Raw genomic sequence first — 16,871 nt, 5'->3', positions numbered from 1 at the left:
ACCACTGAGTGGCCCGGGGTTCAAAGTGTCATTCGATTGCGCATCGGGGGTCCTGCGCGCTGCGGCTCGGGGGCGGGAGATGCGTACACGCTGTACGCGCCGCCAAGCTCAGGCTGTTGCGGGGTGGGTTGTCAGGCGGAAGCCTGACGGGCCCGGTTGCGGGCGGCACGGCGCTTCATTGCGCGGCGCTCGTCCTCGCTGAGTCCACCCCAGACGCCAGAGTCCTGACCGGACTCAAGCGCCCACTGCAGACACTGCTCCATGACGGGGCAGCGACGGCAAACGGCCTTGGCTTCCTCGATCTGCAGCAGCGCAGGACCGGTGTTGCCGATGGGGAAGAAGAGCTCGGGGTCTTCCTCGCGGCAAACGGCGTTGTGACGCCAGTCCATGGCTGCTACCTCTCCTTGGTATTACATGCACGTTGCTTGTGAATGTGAACGCTTTCACGAATCCCTCAACAAGTGAAGGGCCGACTACCAGACGGACTGGAGTGGTCCTGGATGTGAGGAGGGGTTCCGGCGCTCTGTGGGGGCGATGTTGCGGCCCGTCCCGAGCGCCACGTAGAGACTCGCAAACCTCAGCGGCGGATACAACCCCTACCGGAAAGTTTTTTTTGATTCCTCGGTGTCGACTAGGTCACAGCCGTACTTCCATGGGGTGGATCCTGGCCTAAACGTTCGAGTGGAAGGACTTTAGCCCGTTCCGCTCACACAATCACACGCAGTGCACGGCGAACGCCTGTGAACGCGACGCTCGTACGCAGTCCGAGGTGGTCGCCGTCCATCTGCAGGGGGAGTGGGACCTTCGAATGCAAGGTGAAGTCGGTCAGATCGTGCAGGGACACCGCGTGCTTTCCATGGGGTCCGCGCTCGGGGGACGAAGTGAGCAACTGGGTGCCATACCGGGCAACCGCGGTCGTCGACATACGGCTGAGACCGAGTACGTCGAGGCCGGTATCGAACGAGGCCTTAGGTGACGCGTACACCGGGCGATTACCCAGATACGTCCAGGGGGAGGTGTTGCAGACTATCGAGAGCACCAGATCGGTCACCGGGTCGGAACCCGGCCGCTCCAGCGTGATGGTGCCGCGGCGGCGATGGGTTTCCCCGAAGAACTGACGCATCGCCTGACGCAGATAGAGGGAGTGCGTGGAGCGTTTCCCGCGCTCGCGATGCTGTTCGACCCGGCCGACCACGCCGGCGTCGAAGCCGAGCCCCGCGTTGAAGGTGAACCAGCGGGAGGGGACGCCCTCGTCCTCACTGCCCGGCGTGCCCGCGGCGAGACCGAGACCCACCGTGCGCTCCCGGCCCTCGCGCAGGGCGTCCAGGAGGGCGCCCGTCGCCTCGACGGCGTCGTTGGGCAGGCCCAGGGCGCGGGCGAAGACATTGGTGGAGCCGCCGGGGACGACGGCGAGGCCGGGCAGCCGGTCGGGGTCGGGGCCGTTGTGCAGCAGACCGTTCACGACCTCGTTGACCGTGCCGTCGCCGCCGAGGGCCACGACCAGTTCTATGTCCTTGCTCTCCGCGGCCTGTCGGCCGAGGTCTCTGGCGTGACCGCGGTACTCGGTGGTTACCGCTTCGAGTTTCATCTCGCTCGCCAGCGCGTGGATCAGAACGTCACGCGTGCGTGCGCTGGTGGTGGTAGCTGCCGGATTGACCACAAGAAGTGCACGCATGCGATGCAGCGTACCTACCGCGTGGTACTCGTCCCATACCGAGGTGAGGATCAGGTGAGAGCCGCGGGGCCCGCCGAGCGCTCGCCGGTCAACCGCGAGGAACCCCGGGGCCGTGGGCGGACAAGGGGTGAGGGCTACCCTTCAGGGGTGAGCTCTGAGCAGAATCCCACCCCGGAAACCGTCGACGCCGAACCCCGCCCCGGGCGGCTGACCGTGGCGGCCGCGCTCGCCGCGCTGGAGGGGATCGCCCTCGTCGCGGGGGGTGTCTATCTGCTCGCGATGGGCCTCACCGGCCATCCGGACGACCGCGGCCAGGCCGTCACCGGGGGTGTGACGCTGATCGTGCTCGCCCTGCTGCCGCTGCTGGCCGCGCGGGGACTGCTGCTGCGGCGCAGCTGGAGCCGGGGGCCCACGATCATCACGCAGATCATGGCGCTGCCCGTCGCGTACAACCTGCTCCAGGCCGACAGTCTCGCCATCCCCGGGGGGATCGCCCTGGCGGTGGTGGCGGTCGCGACACTCGTGCTGATCCTGAATCCCGAGACGACGCGGGCCCTGGGGATCACCGGGCCGGGCGGAGCACGGGAGTAGATCTCCGGTGGCTCCCCGCGCCCCTCACGGGGCGCGAGCCGTGTGACGTGCCGCCTCTACTCCTCGACCAGCAGCTTCTCGCGGAGCTGGGCCAGTGTCCGGGCCAGCAGCCGGGAGACGTGCATCTGGGAGATGCCGACCTCCTGGGCGATCTGCGACTGGGTCATGTTCGCGAAGAAGCGCAGCAGCAGAATGCGCTTCTCGCGCGGAGGCAGGTCCTCCAGGAGCGGCTTGAGGGACTCCCGGTACTCGACGCCCTCCAGCGCCTCGTCCTCGGAGCCCAGCGTGTCCGCGACGGCCGGGGACTCGTCGTCCGTGTCGGGGACGTCCAGGGACAGCGTGGAGTACGCGTTGGCCGACTCCAGGCCCTCCAGGACCTCCTCCTCCGAGATGCCCAGCTTCTCGGCCAGCTCGTGCACGGTCGGGGAGCGGCCGTGCTGCTGCGAGAGCTCCGCGGTCGCCGTGGTCAGCGCGAGCCGCAGCTCCTGCAGCCGACGCGGTACGCGCACGGCCCAGCCCTTGTCCCGGAAGTGCCGCTTGATCTCACCGACGACCGTAGGGGTCGCGTACGTCGAGAACTCGACACCGCGCTCCGGGTCGAAGCGGTCGACCGACTTGATCAGGCCGATGGTCGCGACCTGGGTGAGGTCGTCCAGCGGCTCACCGCGGTTGCGGAAACGCCGCGCGAGATGCTCCACGAGCGGCAGATGCATACGGACCAGCTGATTGCGCAACTCCGCGTACTCCGCGCCGGTGCTGTCCAGCTTGCGCAGCTCGATGAACTTGGCCCGCGCGCCGGCACGGTTGTGGGGATCGTGCTGCGATCCCGACGTGCCGTTGTCGGCATTTCGCTCGTGCTCGTGCTGCTCGCTCATGATCCCGCCCGTCACCCGCCGCCGCCCTTCCGAGGACGTCCCCCCAGACTCCGTCCGGGGGGACCCCCACTGCGCGGCGACGTCTGGATCCTGTCGCCCGTCACTGCCGGAAAGCGCCTCGCGCTCGTCCTTGTCGATCGGCCCTCCCCGAGCCGCCCCGGCCGCCGGGGAACTGCCGTCCTCCGGGTGCGGCCGGGCCTGCTGCTCGGGGATGCCGTCGACGCCTTCCGCCAGACGCCGGGGCCCGCCCGGGCCGCCTTCGCCCTCGGCGGCAAGCTCCCGTGTGCCGCGCTCTTCGTCCCGCACCGGCCCGTCCCCGTTCCTCACGCCGGCCCGGGTCCCGCGCCGCGCTGTTTGTAGAGGCTGATCGAAACGGTTTTGTCATCGGCCACCGAGGAGGAGACCTTGCCTGCAAGGGCCGACAGCACGGTCCAGGCAAAGGTGTCCCGCGCGGGGGCGTGGCCGTCGGTGGTCGGGGCCGAGACTGTCACCTCAAGCGAGTCGTCGATCAGGCGGAAGACACAGCTGAGCACGGAGCCCGGCACCGCCTGTTGCAACAGGATCGCGCACGCCTCGTCCACGGCGATACGCAAATCCTCGATCTCGTCGAGGGTGAAGTCCAAGCGCGCCGCGAGGCCGGCCGTGGCCGTACGCAGCACCGACAGGTAGGCACCCGCAGCCGGCAGCCGGACTTCCACGAAGTCCTGGGTCGCGGGCTCGCCTGCGATCTGGGACACCCTCACCTCCAAGGTGGTACAAGCTCTTTCGGGGGCCGAGGGTCGCCCCCCGGGGTAACGCGCTACGTGGTTCAGCGGTGACGCTATCGCGCTCTCAGGTTTCCTGTCCCCGGGACCCCAACCCCTTGCTGTCACTCATAGTAAACCTATGGATACGCACAGTGGCTAGGGGTCTGCGGGCCCAATTGGGAAGAGGGCGCGCCGGATTGACGTACCCAGACGTCAGAGGGTCGAACCGTCCGGAACCCACGTCACACCAGCACGTGGTCGACGAAGCACCAGCGCCAGCTCTCACCGGGCTCGAAGGTCCGCATGATCGGATGCCCCGTCTCCTTGAAATGCTCGGTGGCGTGCCGCATCGGCGAAGAGTCGCAGCAGCCCACATGACCGCAGTCCAGGCACAGTCGTAGCTGTACCGGGTGCGAGCCCGCCGCCAGGCATTCGAGGCAGGTGTCGCTCAGCGGCGCGGGTTCCGTATGCGGCAGCGCGTCGGCGTGCGTGCACTGTTTCATGATTGCCAGATTACGTCGGGTGTGCGGGAATCCGCGCGGAAACGAAAGCGGGCCGATACCGATGCATGTGATGCCCCTGCTCCTGCTGATCGCGGGCAGCGCCGCCGTGGCGGGTGCCGCGCGCCGTACTCCGGTGCCCGCGCCCCTGCTCCTCGTCGCGGCGGGCCTGATCGTCTCGTACGTGCCCGGGGTCCCCGAGTACACCCTGGACCCGCACATCGTCCTGCCGCTGCTGCTGCCTCCGCTGCTCTACACGGCCGCCACGGACAGCTCGTACCTCGATCTGCGGGCGCAGGTCCGCCCGGTGGCGCTGCTGTCGGTCGGGTACGTACTGTTCGCGACCTTCGCCGTCGGCTGGGCCGCGTACGTGATCGTGCCGGACCTGTCGCTCACCGCGGCGCTGGTGCTCGGCGCGGTCGTGGCGCCGCCGGACGCGGTCGCGGCCACCGCGGTGGCGCGCCGGGTCGGGCTGCCGTCGCGGGTCACCACGATCCTGCAGGGCGAGTCGCTGGTGAACGACGCGACCGCGATCACCGCCTACAAGGTGGCGCTGGCCGCCGCCGTCGGCGAGGGCGCGACCTGGGCGGGCGGCATCGGCGAGTTCCTGCTCGCGGCCCTCGGCGGCATCGGCGTCGGACTCGTCCTGATGGTGCCGATCCACTGGATGCGCACCCATCTGACGGAGGCGCTGCTGCAGAACTCCCTGTCGCTGCTGACCCCCTTCTTCGCGTACGCCGTCGCCGAGCAGGTGCATGCCTCCGGAGTGCTCGCCGTGGTCGTCGTCGCGCTCTACCTGGGCCACCGCAACTGGGAGGTCGACTTCGCGACCCGGCTCCAGGAGGAGGCGGTCTGGAAGATGGTCGCGTTCATCCTGGAGTCGGCGGTCTTCGCCCTCATCGGCCTGCAGCTCCCGGTGATCCTGAAGGGCCTCGGCGAGTACGAGGGGACGAGCGCGGCCTGGAACGCGGTGGCCCTCTTCGTGATCGTCGTCGTGACCCGCTTCGCCTGGGTGTACCCCGCGACCTTCCTGCCGCGCCTGCTGTCCGCGCGGATCCGGGAACGGGAGGAGAACCCCACCTGGAAGGGGTCGTTCATCATCAGCTGGGCCGGGATGAGAGGCGTGGTCTCGCTCGCCATCGCCTTCTCGATCCCGCTCACCGCGGACGGCGGCGAGGACTTCCCCGGCCGCAACATGATCCTCTTCCTGACCTTCACGACGGTGATCGGGACGCTCGTCGTGCAGGGACTGTCGCTGCCGCCGATCATCCGCATGCTGAAGCTCCCGGGGCGGGACGAGCAGGCCGAGACCCTCGCGGAGGCGAACGCGCAGGCGCAGGCCTCGCGGGCCGCCGAGGCGCGCCTGGAGGAACTCCTCGCCGACGAGCGCAACTCCCTTCCGCCGCCCCTGGCCGACCGGCTGCGCACCGTCCTGGAACGCCGCCGCAACGCGGTCTGGGAACGCCTCGGCCAGGTCAACACCGTCACCGGCGAGACCGTGGACGACACCTACCGGCGGCTGTCCCGGGAGATGATCAGCGCCGAGCGCGAGATGTTCGTGAAGCTGCGGGACGGCCGCTTCATCGACGACGAGATGCTGCGGACCCTGCTGCGCCGACTGGACCTGGAGGAGGCGGCGGCGTTCCGTGAGGCGACCTAGGAGGCGTCCGGCCTGCCCGTGATCACGGCCGCGACCGTCGTCCCGCGCGGGAACGCGCCCTCCGCCGCGAGCACCACGAGTCCGTACAGCGACTTGGCGACATAGAGACGTTCGACGGGCAGGTCGTGGCGCTGTTCGAAGTCGTCCGCGAACGCGTCGAGTTCGGGAGTCGTACGGGCGTAACCGCCGAAGTGGAAGCGGTCGTCGAGGGACCAGTTGCCGCGCGGGCCGCCGAACGCCTCCTCCTGGAGAGCGCGTATCCCGGCGCCGAGGAAGCCGCCCCTGAGGACCGGTACGCCCAGCGCGCGCCGGCCGGGCGGCAGGCCCCCGGCCAGGCCCGCCAGGGTGCCGCCGGTGCCGCAGGCCAGCGCGACGACGTCGGCGTGTCCGCCCAGCTCCTCGCCCAGGGCCGTGCAGCCGCGCACGGCGAGGGCGTTGCTGCCGCCCTCCGGGACCACGTACGCCTCCTCGCAGGCGGTCGCCCGGAGGAGGGCGGCCAGGGTCTCCGGCTCGCTCTTGCGGCGATACGTCGATCTGTCGACGAAATGGAGTCGCATGCCGTCGGCCGCGCACCGGGCGAGGGACGCGTTGAGGGGGCGGTCGGCGAGCTCCTGACCGCGCACCACGCCGACGGTGGACAGGCCCAGGAGACGGCCGGCCGCGGCGGTGGCCCGCAGATGGTTCGAGTACGCGCCGCCGAAGGTCAGCACCGTGCGGCCGGCCGCCGCCCGGAGGTTCGGGGCCAGCTTGCGCCACTTGTTGCCGATCAGCTCCGGGTGGATCAGATCGTCCCGCTTGAGCAGCAGCCGCACACCGTGCCGCGCGAAGCGCTCGTCCTCGACCTCCCGCAGCGGCGACGGCAGCCGCGGCCGCAGGACGCCGAGGTCGAGGTCGGGCTCGGCAGCTTCAGGGGTGTCGGGGCCGGTCACACCCCCATTGTCGGACACGCGTCCGAGCGACACGCGGGGCCGGGCCGACACCGTCCTGGGCCCGGCGCCGCTCCGGGTCCCGGGCCCCTACAGCCGGTCGCGTATGCGGGCCCGCATGGCGGCCATCGTGAAACCGCGCGGGTCGATCTTGCCCGGCTGCCATTCGAGGTGGCCTATCACCGAGCGCTCCGTCCAGCCGTGGTGACGGCAGATCGCCGCCGCTGCCCGCTCGACGGCGTCCAGCTGGGCGTCGGGCCAGGGGTCCTCGCCGTCGCCGAGGTTCTCGCACTCGAAGCCGTAGAAATGGCGGTTGCCGTCGGTGTTCGCCTCGTTGTCCGGCGGCAGGGCCGTCTCGGCGACGACCGCGCGCAGGACGTCGTCGTCGCCGAGGCCCGCGTGATTGGCCCGGCCGTAGCCGACGAGATGGACGCGGCCGTCCTTGGTGATGACGCCGTGGCACAACGGGCCCGGCAACCCGCTGTAGCCGTCGCGGCAGAGCTCGACCGTACGCCGGCTGCCCGACGTCACCGTGTGGTGGATCATCACGCCGTGGACCGGGCCCCACGGGCCCTTGTGATTGCGGTTGTGATGCTCCCAGTCGCCGACCTCGACGACGGTGATTCCTTCCGCCTTGAGCCGGCTCAGAAAACTGCCCGCGGACATGGGTGGGGCCACGGCCGCCTCCTCACAGGGCGCGACGGCCACCTGCCGCGGCCGCCTCGTACCGCTGCTTGTACCCGGAACTCCTCTGCAGGGACCACCTGTTGGACCTCAGGCGCGCAGGAAGCCGTCCCCGTGCGTCGCGATGTGGCTCTCCACGGCCTGCAGAGCCTGCTGCGTGGCCTGCGGGGAGCCGCTGCCGCGCCGCTCCGCGAGGTAGGCCGCGCCGAGGGTCTTCAGCAGATCGCCGCCGGCCCGCTGCGCCTGGACCTCGTCGATCTTCTGCTTGCCCTGTGTGAGGCCGCGCTGTGCTTGTTCCTTGGCGCGGTCCAGGAAGCCTGCCATGGCCGTCTCCTCCGTCGTCGTGCGTTCTGCCTGCTCAACGGGCCGCCCGATCTTGGAGTTCCCGGCCGGAAGGGCCCACGAGCGTCTCGGACCGGTTCGCCCGGCCCGCACGGGCGACCGCAGTATGCCCCGCTTCGCGAAGATCCATTCCCCCTCTTTCGTGTAATAGCACCGGCACGCTCGGTGATGGAAGTGTGGGCGCCGCAGCTCATTGCACGATCGGGAGGACACTTTCATGTCGGTAGGCGAAGAGATCCGCGCGGACCAGGATCAGCCGCAGAAGAGTCTCGGCACATCCGCGGCGCGGAACCTGGCCACCACCACCAAGTCCGCACCGCAGATGCAGGAGATCAGCTCTCGATGGCTGCTGCGCATGCTGCCGTGGGTGAACGTGCAGGGCGGCACATATCGGGTGAACCGCAGGCTCAGCTACTCCGTGGGAGACGGCCGGGTCACGTTCGTGAAGACCGGTGACCGCGTCCAGGTCATCCCGGCGGAGCTGGGCGAACTGCCGGCGCTGCGCACCTACGAGGACCAGGAGGTGCTCGCCGAGCTGGCCTCGCGCTGCGAACAGCGCGAGTTCGAGGCGGGTGGTGTACTCGCCTCGTTCGGCAGTCCGGCCGACGAGGTGTTCCTGCTGGCCCACGGCAGGGTGGAGAAGATCGGCACCGGACCGTACGGGGACGACGCGGAACTCGGAACGCTCGCGGACGGCGCCTACTTCGGCGACCAGGCGATCCTCGACCCGGACGCCATCTGGGAGTACACGGCCCGCGCCACCACCGCGTGCACGGTCCTCGCACTGTCCCGCAGGCACTTCGACCAGATCGCGGAGCGCGCCGACTCCCTGCGCGAGCACCTCGCACAGCTGCGCGCGATCCCGCACCAGCGCGCCAACAAGTACGGCGAGAAGGAGATCGACCTCGCGGCCGGCCACACGGGGGAGCCCGCCATCCCGGGGACGTTCGTCGACTACGACGCCGCGCCGCGGGAGTACGAACTCAGCGTCGCCCAGACCGTGCTGCGCATCCACACACGCGTGGCCGACCTCTACAACCAGCCCATGAACCAGACCGAGCAGCAGTTGCGGCTCACGGTGGAGGCGCTGAAGGAGCGCCAAGAGCACGAGCTCATCAACAACCGGGAGTTCGGGCTGCTCAACAACTGCGAGTACGACCAGCGGATCCAGCCGCACGACGGCGTACCGAGCCCGGACGACCTGGACGAACTGCTCACCAGGCGGCGCGGCACCAAGCTGCTGCTCGCCCACCCCCGGGCGATCGCCGCCTTCGGCCGTGAGCTCAACAAGCGGGGCCTCGTCCCGGAGACCCTGGACGTGGCGGGCAACCGCATTCCCACCTGGCGCGGAGTGCCGATCTACCCGTGCAACAAGATCCCGGTCACCGAGGCCAGGACGACGTCGATCATCGCCATGCGTACGGGCGAGGCGGAGCAGGGGGTCGTCGGACTCCAGCAGGCCGGTATCCCGGACGAGATCGAGCCGAGCCTGTCGGTGCGGTTCATGGGTATCAGCGAGCAGGCGATCATGTCGTACCTGGTGACGACGTACTACTCGGCCGCGGTCCTGGTGCCCGACGCGCTCGGCGTCCTGGAGAACGTCGAGATCGGCCGCTGGCGGTGACGTCCGTCAGCACAGCATCCGAGGCGCTCCCGTGGGCGGGTTCGAGCGGGCAGGAGGCGGCCGTGGTCCTCGACCGGGCCCGGATTTCCGTCGAACCCGAACTGCGCCGGGCCGTCGACTCGCTGCCCGACCCGATACGCAGGGTCGCGCTCCACCACTTCGGATGGCAGCACGCGGACGGCACCCCGGCCGCGGGCAACGCGGGCAAGGCCATCAGGCCCGCGCTCGTACTGGCCGCGACCGGGGCACTCGGCGGCCGGCGGACGGCGGCCGTCCGGGCCGCCGCCGCGGTGGAGTTGGTGCACAACTTCACGCTGCTGCACGACGACGTGATGGACCGGGACACCACCCGCAGGCACCGGCCCACCGCGTGGGCCGTGTTCGGCGACGCCGACGCGGTCCTCGCGGGGGACTCGCTGCAGGCACTGGCGCATCGGCTGCTCGCCGAGGATCCGCATCCGGCCTCCGCCGCTGCGGCGGCGCGGCTCGCGAGGTGTGTCGTCGAGCTCTGCGCGGGACAGCACGCCGACACCGCGCTGGAGCGTCGTGGTCCCGACGACATCACGCTCGACGAGGTGCTCGTCATGGCCGAGGCCAAGACCGGCGCGCTCCTGGGATGCGCGTGCGCGGTGGGGGCGCTGTACGCGGGCGCCGACGACGAGGATGTCGAGGCGCTCGACGCGTTCGGGCGGGAGGCCGGGCTCGCCTTCCAGTTCATCGACGACGTGATCGGTATCTGGGGGGACCCGGGGCGCACCGGCAAACCGGCCGGGGCGGACCTGATGGCCCGCAAGAAATCCCTTCCCGTGGTCGCGGCGCTCGCTTCCGGCACACCGGCCGGCGCCGAGCTGGCCGAGCTGTACCGGGCTCCCTACCGTGACGGCGATCTGGAGCGCACGGTCCTCGCCGTCGAGCGGGCGGGTGGCCGCGACTGGGCCCAGATCCAGGCCGCCGACCGGATGGCGCGGGCCCTGGGCCATCTCTCCCGTGCCGTCCCGGACCCGGAGGCGGCGGAAGGTCTGCTGTCCCTGGCGGAGTTCGTGACACGCCGGGACTCGTGAGGAGGGCCGACCGAGACGGCCGACTGAGACGGCCGACCGAGACGCCGGAGTTCTCTGTCGCGTGCGGCACCTGACGGCGCGGCGGGGCGGAGAGGTTCCGGTTCCGGGCGGGCCCCGCGCATCCCCACGGTGCGCGGGACCCGCCACCCCCGGACGGGGTGATCGCCTAGGCTGCAACGGCCAGTGGGGAAAGGGTCGTTGAGGCTAAGGGGCGGGGTATGGGCGTGGGGATCCGAAGAGCGGGCGCGGGGGACCGGGAGGACGTGACGCGGCTTCTCGACGAGGCCTTCCAGGACGATCCGGTGAGCAGCTGGGTCTTTCCCGACGCGGACCACCGGCGGCGTACGCACCCCCTGCTGATGAGGGCCTTCCTCGACATCGTGCTCGACGCGGGATACGTGGACGTCACGGAGGACGGTTCGGCCTGCGCGCTGTGGCTGTCGATGCCGGCGGAGGCGCACGAGGAGGACGAGGACGGGCCGGCCCAGCTGCGCGAGGCAGTCGATCCCGGCAACGAACGGGTCGAGCTGATCGCCCGGCTGACCGGCGAGGTGCACCCGGTGGGCGCGGCTCACGAGTATCTGTGGATGATCGCCGTCAGGCCGGGGCGGCAGGGGGAGGGGCTCGGTACGGCCCTCGTCCAGCACGTGCTCGACCGTTGTGACAGCGAGGGCACGGCCGCGTACCTGGAGGCGAGCAGTGCGCGTGGTCGAGCGCTCTACGAGCGGCTCGGGTTCGTGTTCACGGGCAGGGAGGTTGCTTTGCCCGCGGGGCCGCCCATGTGGCCCATGTGGCGGGAAGCGCCCCGCGGGGCGCTTCGCCAAGAGGGTGGTTCGTAGGCCGCGGGCCCGGTGGGGGCCGGTCGCGCGGTTCCCCGCGCCCTTTCGGGGCGCGCGTCAGGCTGTGGGCGGCGGGACGATGGTGGTGACGATTCGTTCCACCAGGCCGTCCGGGACGCTCACGCCCGGGAGTACGCCGTCCAGTACCCCCGGCAGGGTCAGGTGTTCGAGGATCAGGCCGAGCATGGCGACGTACAGGATCGCCACGGTCTCGTCGCCGCCCGGGAGGCCCGCGGCGCGGTGGAACTCCATGCCGTGTTCGAGGTCGGCCCGGACGGTCTTCGTGTAGGAGGCCCGCAGTTCGGGGCGGCGGGTGGCCTCCAGGCGCATTTCCAGCAGGCCGAGATAGCCGGTGCGGTCCCGTTGGGCGCGGGCCATGAGGTCGTGCATGAAGGCCGTGATCAGCACGTGGTCCCTCGGTGCCTTCAGGAGCTCGGCCAGGGCCTCCGGGTCCGGGGCGAGCCGTTCGTGCAGCCGGGCGTCGATCTGCCGGAGCAGGTCGTCGCGGCCGGTGAAGTAGTTCGAGGCGGTGCCCACCGGCACCCCGGCCTCGGCGTCCACCGCGCGGAAGGTCAGCCCGCGGGCCCCCTCGCGCGCCAGTACCTCCACACCGGCGTCGACCAGGGCGGCCCGGCGCTGCGGGTTGCTCACCATCCGGAATCCTTTCTCCCACTTGAGCCCCGTACCGGGATCTCCGGAAATCACCTTGCAACCACTACAAGTGAAGCACTATGAATGGAGTGGTTGAAGCAGCCTACGGAAAGGAACCGGCTTGCGAAAGCTCACGTATTTCATCGCCTGCTCGATCGACGGCTTCATCGGCGATCCGGGCGGCGACGCGGCGTCGATGTACCCCTTCGTGGACGAGGAGTTCTTCGAGTTCCTCAAGGCCGAGTATCCCGAGACGATGCCAACCCACGGGCGTCGCGCGGCGGGCCTCGACGACCTGGCGAACCAGAAGTACGACACGATCGTCCAGGGCCGCGGCAGCTACGACCTGGCGCTGGGGATCGGCGTCACCAGCCCGTACGCCCACATGCGCGAGTACGTGGCCTCGCGCACGCTCAAGGAGTCGCCCGACCCGAACGTCGAGATCGTCGCCGACGACCTGGTCGGCAAGGTCCGCGAACTCAAGGCGGAGGACGGCGACTTCGGCATCTATCTGTGCGGTGGCGCGCAGATCGCGGGCGAGCTGATCGACGAGGTCGACGAGCTGGTCATCAAGACGTACCCCATCGTGCTGGGCACCGGCATGCCGATGTTCGGCTCCGGTTTCGCGGTCAGCGAGTTCACGCTCGGCGAGGTGCGTACGTTCAAGAACGGGGCGGTCGTGCGGACGTACAGCAGGAAGCGCTGATTCCGGGGGTGCCGCTCGCCTGTCGGCCCGGCTCGTCCCGCAATATCCTGAGGGTATGGCCAGTGATGAGTTCCTCTGTCCGGTCTGCAAGCAGTCCGTCGACATGGTCGTGCGTCGGCACAAGACCCTGGGCGTCTTCGTGCCTGTGTGGGGCCCCGGCCCCTGTCGTAACTTCCGATGCGCGAGCTACGAGGCGGGTGAGGCGGGGCAGGAGCCCGCGAAGCCCGCGACGGGGCCGATCCTGACGGCCGCCGAGGCGGAGCCCGCGCGCATGACCGAGCCGGGCCCGCCCGAGGAGCCACGCCCGGGCTCGGAGCGGAGTTCCTGACCGGCAGGTCCCGATGGCCGGTGGCCGTCGGCCACCGGCCGGCGGTCAGCTGTCCGAGCCCGCGGTCTTGCGCTGGGTGAAGCGCAGCAGGTTGCCCGCGGGGTCGCGGACCGCGCAGTCACGGACTCCGTACGGCTGGTCCATCGGTTCCTGGAGGACGTCGGCGTCCGCGGCGAGCAGCCGCTCGTACGTCGCGTCGCAGTTCTCCGTGGTGAAGATGACGCCGCGGAGCAGCCCCTTGGCCAGCAGTTCGGCCACCGCCTGCCGGTCCGCCGCCGGCGCGTTCGGATCGGCCAGGGGCGGTTCCAGGACGATCTCGACGTCCGGCTGGAGCGGTGGACCGACAGTGACCCAGCGCATGCCCTCGAAACCGACGTCGTTGCGGACCTCCAGGCCCAGCACGTCACGGTAGAAGGCGAGCGCCCGGTCGTGATCGTCGACCGAGATGAAGCACTGCGAGATTTTGAGGTCCATGCCCTCACGCTAGAGGTTTCGCCGCGGCACGGCGCACCGGTCGCGTGTACGTCTTCGCCACGCATGCCGGGATCGCCGCCCCCGGCTCGTGCGACCGCGCCCGGTACGCGCTCGGCGTCTCTCCGACCAGCTCCGTGAAGCGGGAGCTGAACGAACCGAGCGACGTACATCCCACCGCGAAGCAGACCTCCGTGACGCTCAGGTCGCCGCGCCGGAGCAGTGCCTTCGCGCGCTCGATGCGGCGTGTCATGAGATAGCCGTACGGCGTCTCGCCGAAGGCCGCGCGGAAGCTGCGCTGGAAGTGGCCCGGGGACATCAGCGCGGTGCGCGCGAGCATGGGCACGTCCAGCGGCTCGGCGTACTCACGGTCCATCCGGTCGCGTGCCTTGCGCAGTCGGACCAAGTCCTCCGTGGTCATGCCCTCAGCATCCCACGGCCCACTGACAGTGCCCCCGGATCAGTCCGCGGGCTCGGAGAGCGGCAGGTCCCCGGTGCCGTCCAGGACCTCCCGGGCCACGGCCGAGATCCGGCGACGGCGCGAGCGGGCGTGGTCGCGCAGCAGCGCGAAGGCCTCGTCCACGCTGATCCGGCGCTGCTGGGCGAGGGCACCCTTGGCCTGCTCGACGAGGATGCGGGACTCCAGCGCGGTCTCCAGCTGCTCGGTGAGCCGCATCTGCCGGCGCAGTTCGCGCTGCTGCACTATCGGGATGGCGGCGAAGTCGGCGAGGGCCCGGCCCAGCCTGAGCCGGCCGGGGTCCGGTGTGCCGGGAACGCTCAGATACAGGCTCAGGGCGCCGACCACCTCGTCCCGTACGCGCAACGGTGTCGCGGCGACCGAGTGGAAGCCCAGACGGCGGGCCCTGCGGCTGAAGCGGGGCCAGGCCGTACCCGTGTCGGGGTGGTCGAGGGCGACTCCCTCGACGGGATCGCCGGTGCGCAGACAGTCCTGGCACGGCCCCTCGCCCCAGTCCACGCCGTTCCGTTCCAGGCCGCGGGTGCGGGAGTCGGACCCCGTGACCTCCGCCCGGCCGTCCCGGGACGCGGCCAGGACGACACCCGCGGCCGCGATGTCCAGCAGGTCGACGCAGCGTTCGGACAGGGTGCGCAGGAAGTGCATGTCGTCGAACTCGCCGGTCAGGGTGGTGGCGAGCTCCGCGAAGGCGGCGGCCAACCGCTCCTCGCGCGGCTGCTCTGGCATTCCGGCGTCCTCCCTGTCCTCGGCTGTGCCTCTCTGCCGATACAACGCCCTGCCGGGCCCTGTGCCGCCACGGTTCCCGGCCGGCGAGAACGGCCGACGGAACGGCCGATGCCTTCAGCCTACGACGATGACGGCTCGGGTTCGATGGTCAACTACGGGACGCCCAGGGCCTGTTCGGCGAGCGGGTGCGGGGGAGGCGCCGCTGTCATGTTCGAGCGCCGGCCGTGGCCGTGACAGCGACCGCGGCCACAGCGACGAGCCGGCCGGGACGGACCGGCCGGGACGGACCGGCGCCGCCGACCGCGGTCGGCGCGACAGTCGTCAGGGGGCCCGGCGCTGCCGCGGAAAGGGCGGGCTGTCGGCCGGGTTGGAGACGATCAGCGTGGCCAGGTCGGAAAGCTTCGTCCGGGTCGTGCGGGCATGGCCGCGCAGCCGCTCGAACGCCTCCTGGAGGTCGCAGTCGAAGCGTTCGGCGAGGATGCCCTTGGCCTGCTCGATGACGACTCTGCTGTTCAGCGCGGTCTGCAGCTGATCACCCCGGACGAGCGCGTCGCGCAGCACATCGCGATGGGCCAGACCGACGGCCGTGGCGTCGGCGAGAAGCCGGGCCCACCGGACGCCCGACGACCCCAGTCGGCCGTGCTGGTGGTAGAGATCGAGCGCGCCCAGGGTCCGTTCCTGATGATGCAGGGGCAGGGCCGTGACGGCGGTGAAGCCCTCGGACAGGACACGGCTGGTGAAGCGGGGCCAGCGGGTCCGGCTGTGCGGGTGGGACATCGGAATGTCGGCCAGGGGCCCCTCGCCTCGGGTGATGTCCAGGCAGGGCCCTTCCCTCGACTCGACCTGCAGGCATTCCAGCCGGCGTGTCCGTTCGTCGGACGCGGCCGTGTGCAGGGGACCCTCCGGGCCGGCCAGGCTGCAGGCTGCCGCCTCCACACCGGGCACGAGGACCGCGACCCGCGTGAGCCGCCGCAGGAGGCGCTCCTCGCTCTCGCCCCGGGACGGCGCGTCGACCAGGGCGAGCAGGTTCGCGGCCAGTTCCTGCGCCTCAGTGGTTGCGAGCGGTTCGGTCTTCATCACGCGTGTCCTGACGGCTGGGTGTGGATGCCGAGCCGGAGCGAAGGGTCCGCGGGCGCCCAGGTTTCGCTGTCGGGTCGAGTTGCTGCTGTTCGCTCCACTGACAGCCAAGCACATGGCGCCATCGCGCGACTACGGTGGGTGGACGGCGGTGGTATATTCCGGCCCGCTTCTTTTCGCGGGCGCGAAGTTTTACGCACCGGTGACCGTCCCGGGGCGCATGGGCACGGGCGCCAGGGGCAGCTGAGCGGGTCCGGGGCAAGTTTCGGAACCTGACCGTCCGCCCGGCTTCACGAAGTCCCGGTCCTTTCGCCGCCGCCCCGGGTCGCTCCGGCGCCGACCCGGGCCCTCGTTCTCCTTCGTCTCCTTCTTCTCGTTCTCCTTCCTCGGAGTGGTTCGGCCGCTGCCCCGCGCGACGCCGTGGCTTCTGGACGCGCCGGCGCGCAGCCCGCGGGACGGTTCCACCACGAACGCCTCCCACAGCCGCCCCGTGGGCGGGAATCCCTGCTCGTCGGTCTCGGTCACCAACGGGCGCCTCCCGCTCGACGGACGTCCGCCCGGCCCGGACGTCGACGGCCGTGCCGGGCTCGCCGACGTAGCCGACCAGGATCCTCATCGGATCGGATCACTCCCTTTTCGGTCGTAGGGAATCCGGTGTGGAGCGCTCGTGCGGCAGACGGGTTCGCGGTGCGGGCGGAGCGTTCGGAAGAGTGCCTTTCCCGAGGGCGGACGGGAGACCGGGAACGCGCGGAGGGCAGGGACGGGACGAGGTCCGGGGGAAGGCGGGGCTCCGCCACCGCCCTGGACGTCGGACTTCAGGGGGACGGGGCGGGGCGGCGGCCGAACGGCGCACGGTGCGGGGACGGCGAGCCGTCCGGCGAAGCCGGTCGCCGCGTGCCGGCGCTCCCGGGCAC

21 protein-coding genes are annotated in these 16,871 nt (G+C 70.7%); 7 read left to right on the top strand and 14 right to left on the bottom strand.

Annotated elements, in window-relative coordinates:
- Positions 1 to 131 precede the first annotated feature (131 nt).
- The gene (locus tag OHS59_RS15840) at positions 132 to 389 is read right to left on the bottom strand and encodes a WhiB family transcriptional regulator (RefSeq protein WP_016639615.1); all 258 of its coding nucleotides are present in this window, start codon (positions 387 to 389) and stop codon (positions 132 to 134) included.
- A gap of 317 nt (positions 390 to 706) precedes the next feature.
- The gene (locus OHS59_RS15835; RefSeq protein ID WP_210889887.1) at positions 707 to 1,675 is read right to left on the bottom strand and encodes a diacylglycerol/lipid kinase family protein; all 969 of its coding nucleotides are present in this window, start codon (positions 1,673 to 1,675) and stop codon (positions 707 to 709) included.
- A gap of 147 nt (positions 1,676 to 1,822) precedes the next feature.
- On the opposite strand from OHS59_RS15835, the gene OHS59_RS15830 reads away from it, so the two are divergent.
- The gene (locus OHS59_RS15830; protein ID WP_328494043.1) at positions 1,823 to 2,266 is read left to right on the top strand and encodes a hypothetical protein; all 444 of its coding nucleotides are present in this window, start codon (positions 1,823 to 1,825) and stop codon (positions 2,264 to 2,266) included.
- 56 nt (positions 2,267 to 2,322) lie between these two features.
- Here the strand turns inward: OHS59_RS15830 and OHS59_RS15825 are convergent, their stop codons facing one another.
- The 3 genes from OHS59_RS15825 to OHS59_RS15815 all read right to left on the bottom strand — a co-directional run bounded on the left by OHS59_RS15825 (position 2,323) and on the right by OHS59_RS15815 (position 4,390).
- Positions 2,323 to 3,468: an RNA polymerase sigma factor SigF gene (locus tag OHS59_RS15825; protein WP_328494042.1), complete on the bottom strand. Its 1,146-nt coding sequence runs from the start codon at positions 3,466 to 3,468 to the stop codon at positions 2,323 to 2,325.
- Positions 3,465 to 3,878, bottom strand: a complete 414-nt coding sequence (locus tag OHS59_RS15820; protein WP_055512819.1) for an anti-sigma regulatory factor — start codon at positions 3,876 to 3,878, stop codon at positions 3,465 to 3,467. The genes OHS59_RS15825 and OHS59_RS15820 overlap by 4 nt, the downstream gene beginning before the upstream one ends.
- 251 nt (positions 3,879 to 4,129) lie before the next feature.
- Positions 4,130 to 4,390, bottom strand: a complete 261-nt coding sequence (locus tag OHS59_RS15815; RefSeq protein ID WP_328494041.1) for a UBP-type zinc finger domain-containing protein — start codon at positions 4,388 to 4,390, stop codon at positions 4,130 to 4,132.
- A 61-nt stretch (positions 4,391 to 4,451) separates the two neighbouring features.
- Here OHS59_RS15815 and OHS59_RS15810 point away from each other — a divergent pair, with 61 nt between their 5' ends.
- Entirely contained in the window at positions 4,452 to 6,047 is a 1,596-nt protein-coding gene (locus OHS59_RS15810; RefSeq protein WP_328494040.1) for a Na+/H+ antiporter, read from the top strand.
- On the opposite strand, the gene OHS59_RS15805 is transcribed toward OHS59_RS15810, so the two are convergent.
- The 3 genes from OHS59_RS15805 to OHS59_RS15795 all read right to left on the bottom strand — a co-directional run bounded on the left by OHS59_RS15805 (position 6,044) and on the right by OHS59_RS15795 (position 7,981).
- A complete protein-coding gene (locus OHS59_RS15805) occupies positions 6,044 to 6,976 on the bottom strand; it encodes a 1-aminocyclopropane-1-carboxylate deaminase/D-cysteine desulfhydrase (RefSeq protein WP_328494039.1) in 933 nt (310 codons plus the stop codon). The genes OHS59_RS15810 and OHS59_RS15805 overlap by 4 nt on opposite strands.
- A gap of 87 nt (positions 6,977 to 7,063) precedes the next feature.
- Positions 7,064 to 7,639, bottom strand: coding sequence for an N-acetylmuramoyl-L-alanine amidase (locus OHS59_RS15800; RefSeq protein WP_328499222.1), 576 nt, complete (start codon positions 7,637 to 7,639; stop codon positions 7,064 to 7,066).
- A 108-nt stretch (positions 7,640 to 7,747) separates the two neighbouring features.
- The gene (locus tag OHS59_RS15795) at positions 7,748 to 7,981 is read right to left on the bottom strand and encodes a hypothetical protein (protein ID WP_328494038.1); all 234 of its coding nucleotides are present in this window, start codon (positions 7,979 to 7,981) and stop codon (positions 7,748 to 7,750) included.
- Positions 7,982 to 8,216: 235 nt separating this feature from the next.
- Between OHS59_RS15795 and OHS59_RS15790 the strand changes: the two genes are divergently transcribed.
- From OHS59_RS15790 to OHS59_RS15780, 3 genes are all read left to right on the top strand, one after another.
- Positions 8,217 to 9,623, top strand: a complete 1,407-nt coding sequence (locus tag OHS59_RS15790; RefSeq protein WP_328494037.1) for a family 2B encapsulin nanocompartment shell protein — start codon at positions 8,217 to 8,219, stop codon at positions 9,621 to 9,623.
- On the top strand, positions 9,620 to 10,684 hold the full coding sequence (locus OHS59_RS15785; protein WP_328494036.1) for a family 2 encapsulin nanocompartment cargo protein polyprenyl transferase: 1,065 nt from the start codon (positions 9,620 to 9,622) through the stop codon (positions 10,682 to 10,684). Before OHS59_RS15790 ends, OHS59_RS15785 begins: the two co-directional genes overlap by 4 nt.
- 218 nt (positions 10,685 to 10,902) lie before the next feature.
- Positions 10,903 to 11,523, top strand: coding sequence for a GNAT family N-acetyltransferase (locus tag OHS59_RS15780; RefSeq protein ID WP_328494035.1), 621 nt, complete (start codon positions 10,903 to 10,905; stop codon positions 11,521 to 11,523).
- 57 nt (positions 11,524 to 11,580) lie between these two features.
- Here the strand turns inward: OHS59_RS15780 and OHS59_RS15775 are convergent, their stop codons facing one another.
- Positions 11,581 to 12,177: a TetR/AcrR family transcriptional regulator gene (locus OHS59_RS15775; RefSeq protein WP_328494034.1), complete on the bottom strand. Its 597-nt coding sequence runs from the start codon at positions 12,175 to 12,177 to the stop codon at positions 11,581 to 11,583.
- A 118-nt stretch (positions 12,178 to 12,295) separates the two neighbouring features.
- On the opposite strand from OHS59_RS15775, the gene OHS59_RS15770 reads away from it, so the two are divergent.
- Together OHS59_RS15770 and OHS59_RS15765 are read left to right on the top strand one after the other, a co-directional pair.
- Positions 12,296 to 12,880, top strand: a complete 585-nt coding sequence (locus tag OHS59_RS15770; protein WP_328494033.1) for a dihydrofolate reductase family protein — start codon at positions 12,296 to 12,298, stop codon at positions 12,878 to 12,880.
- A 55-nt stretch (positions 12,881 to 12,935) separates the two neighbouring features.
- The gene (locus OHS59_RS15765) at positions 12,936 to 13,208 is read left to right on the top strand and encodes a hypothetical protein (RefSeq protein ID WP_328494032.1); all 273 of its coding nucleotides are present in this window, start codon (positions 12,936 to 12,938) and stop codon (positions 13,206 to 13,208) included.
- Between the two features lie 45 nt (positions 13,209 to 13,253).
- On the opposite strand, the gene OHS59_RS15760 is transcribed toward OHS59_RS15765, so the two are convergent.
- The 5 genes from OHS59_RS15760 to OHS59_RS15740 form a co-directional block, all read right to left on the bottom strand.
- Positions 13,254 to 13,682 carry a VOC family protein gene (locus OHS59_RS15760; RefSeq protein WP_328494031.1) on the bottom strand — a complete coding sequence of 143 codons (429 nt, stop codon included), beginning with the start codon at positions 13,680 to 13,682 and terminating at the stop codon, positions 13,254 to 13,256.
- Between the two features lie 4 nt (positions 13,683 to 13,686).
- Positions 13,687 to 14,100, bottom strand: coding sequence for a helix-turn-helix transcriptional regulator (locus OHS59_RS15755; protein ID WP_328494030.1), 414 nt, complete (start codon positions 14,098 to 14,100; stop codon positions 13,687 to 13,689).
- Between the two features lie 39 nt (positions 14,101 to 14,139).
- Entirely contained in the window at positions 14,140 to 14,880 is a 741-nt protein-coding gene (locus OHS59_RS15750; protein ID WP_328494029.1) for a GAF and ANTAR domain-containing protein, read from the bottom strand.
- Between the two features lie 321 nt (positions 14,881 to 15,201).
- Positions 15,202 to 15,957, bottom strand: a complete 756-nt coding sequence (locus OHS59_RS15745; protein ID WP_328494028.1) for a GAF and ANTAR domain-containing protein — start codon at positions 15,955 to 15,957, stop codon at positions 15,202 to 15,204.
- A 192-nt stretch (positions 15,958 to 16,149) separates the two neighbouring features.
- Positions 16,150 to 16,482 (bottom strand): hypothetical protein, encoded by a 333-nt coding sequence (locus tag OHS59_RS15740; RefSeq protein ID WP_328494027.1) that lies wholly within the window; start codon positions 16,480 to 16,482, stop codon positions 16,150 to 16,152.
- Positions 16,483 to 16,871 lie beyond the last annotated feature (389 nt).

Source organism: Streptomyces sp. NBC_00414, assembly GCF_036038375.1.
In the GTDB taxonomy this organism is placed as follows: domain Bacteria; phylum Actinomycetota; class Actinomycetes; order Streptomycetales; family Streptomycetaceae; genus Streptomyces.
Note: the sequence above shows the minus strand (reverse complement) of the source record. Positions and strands in the feature narration are given on the sequence as shown.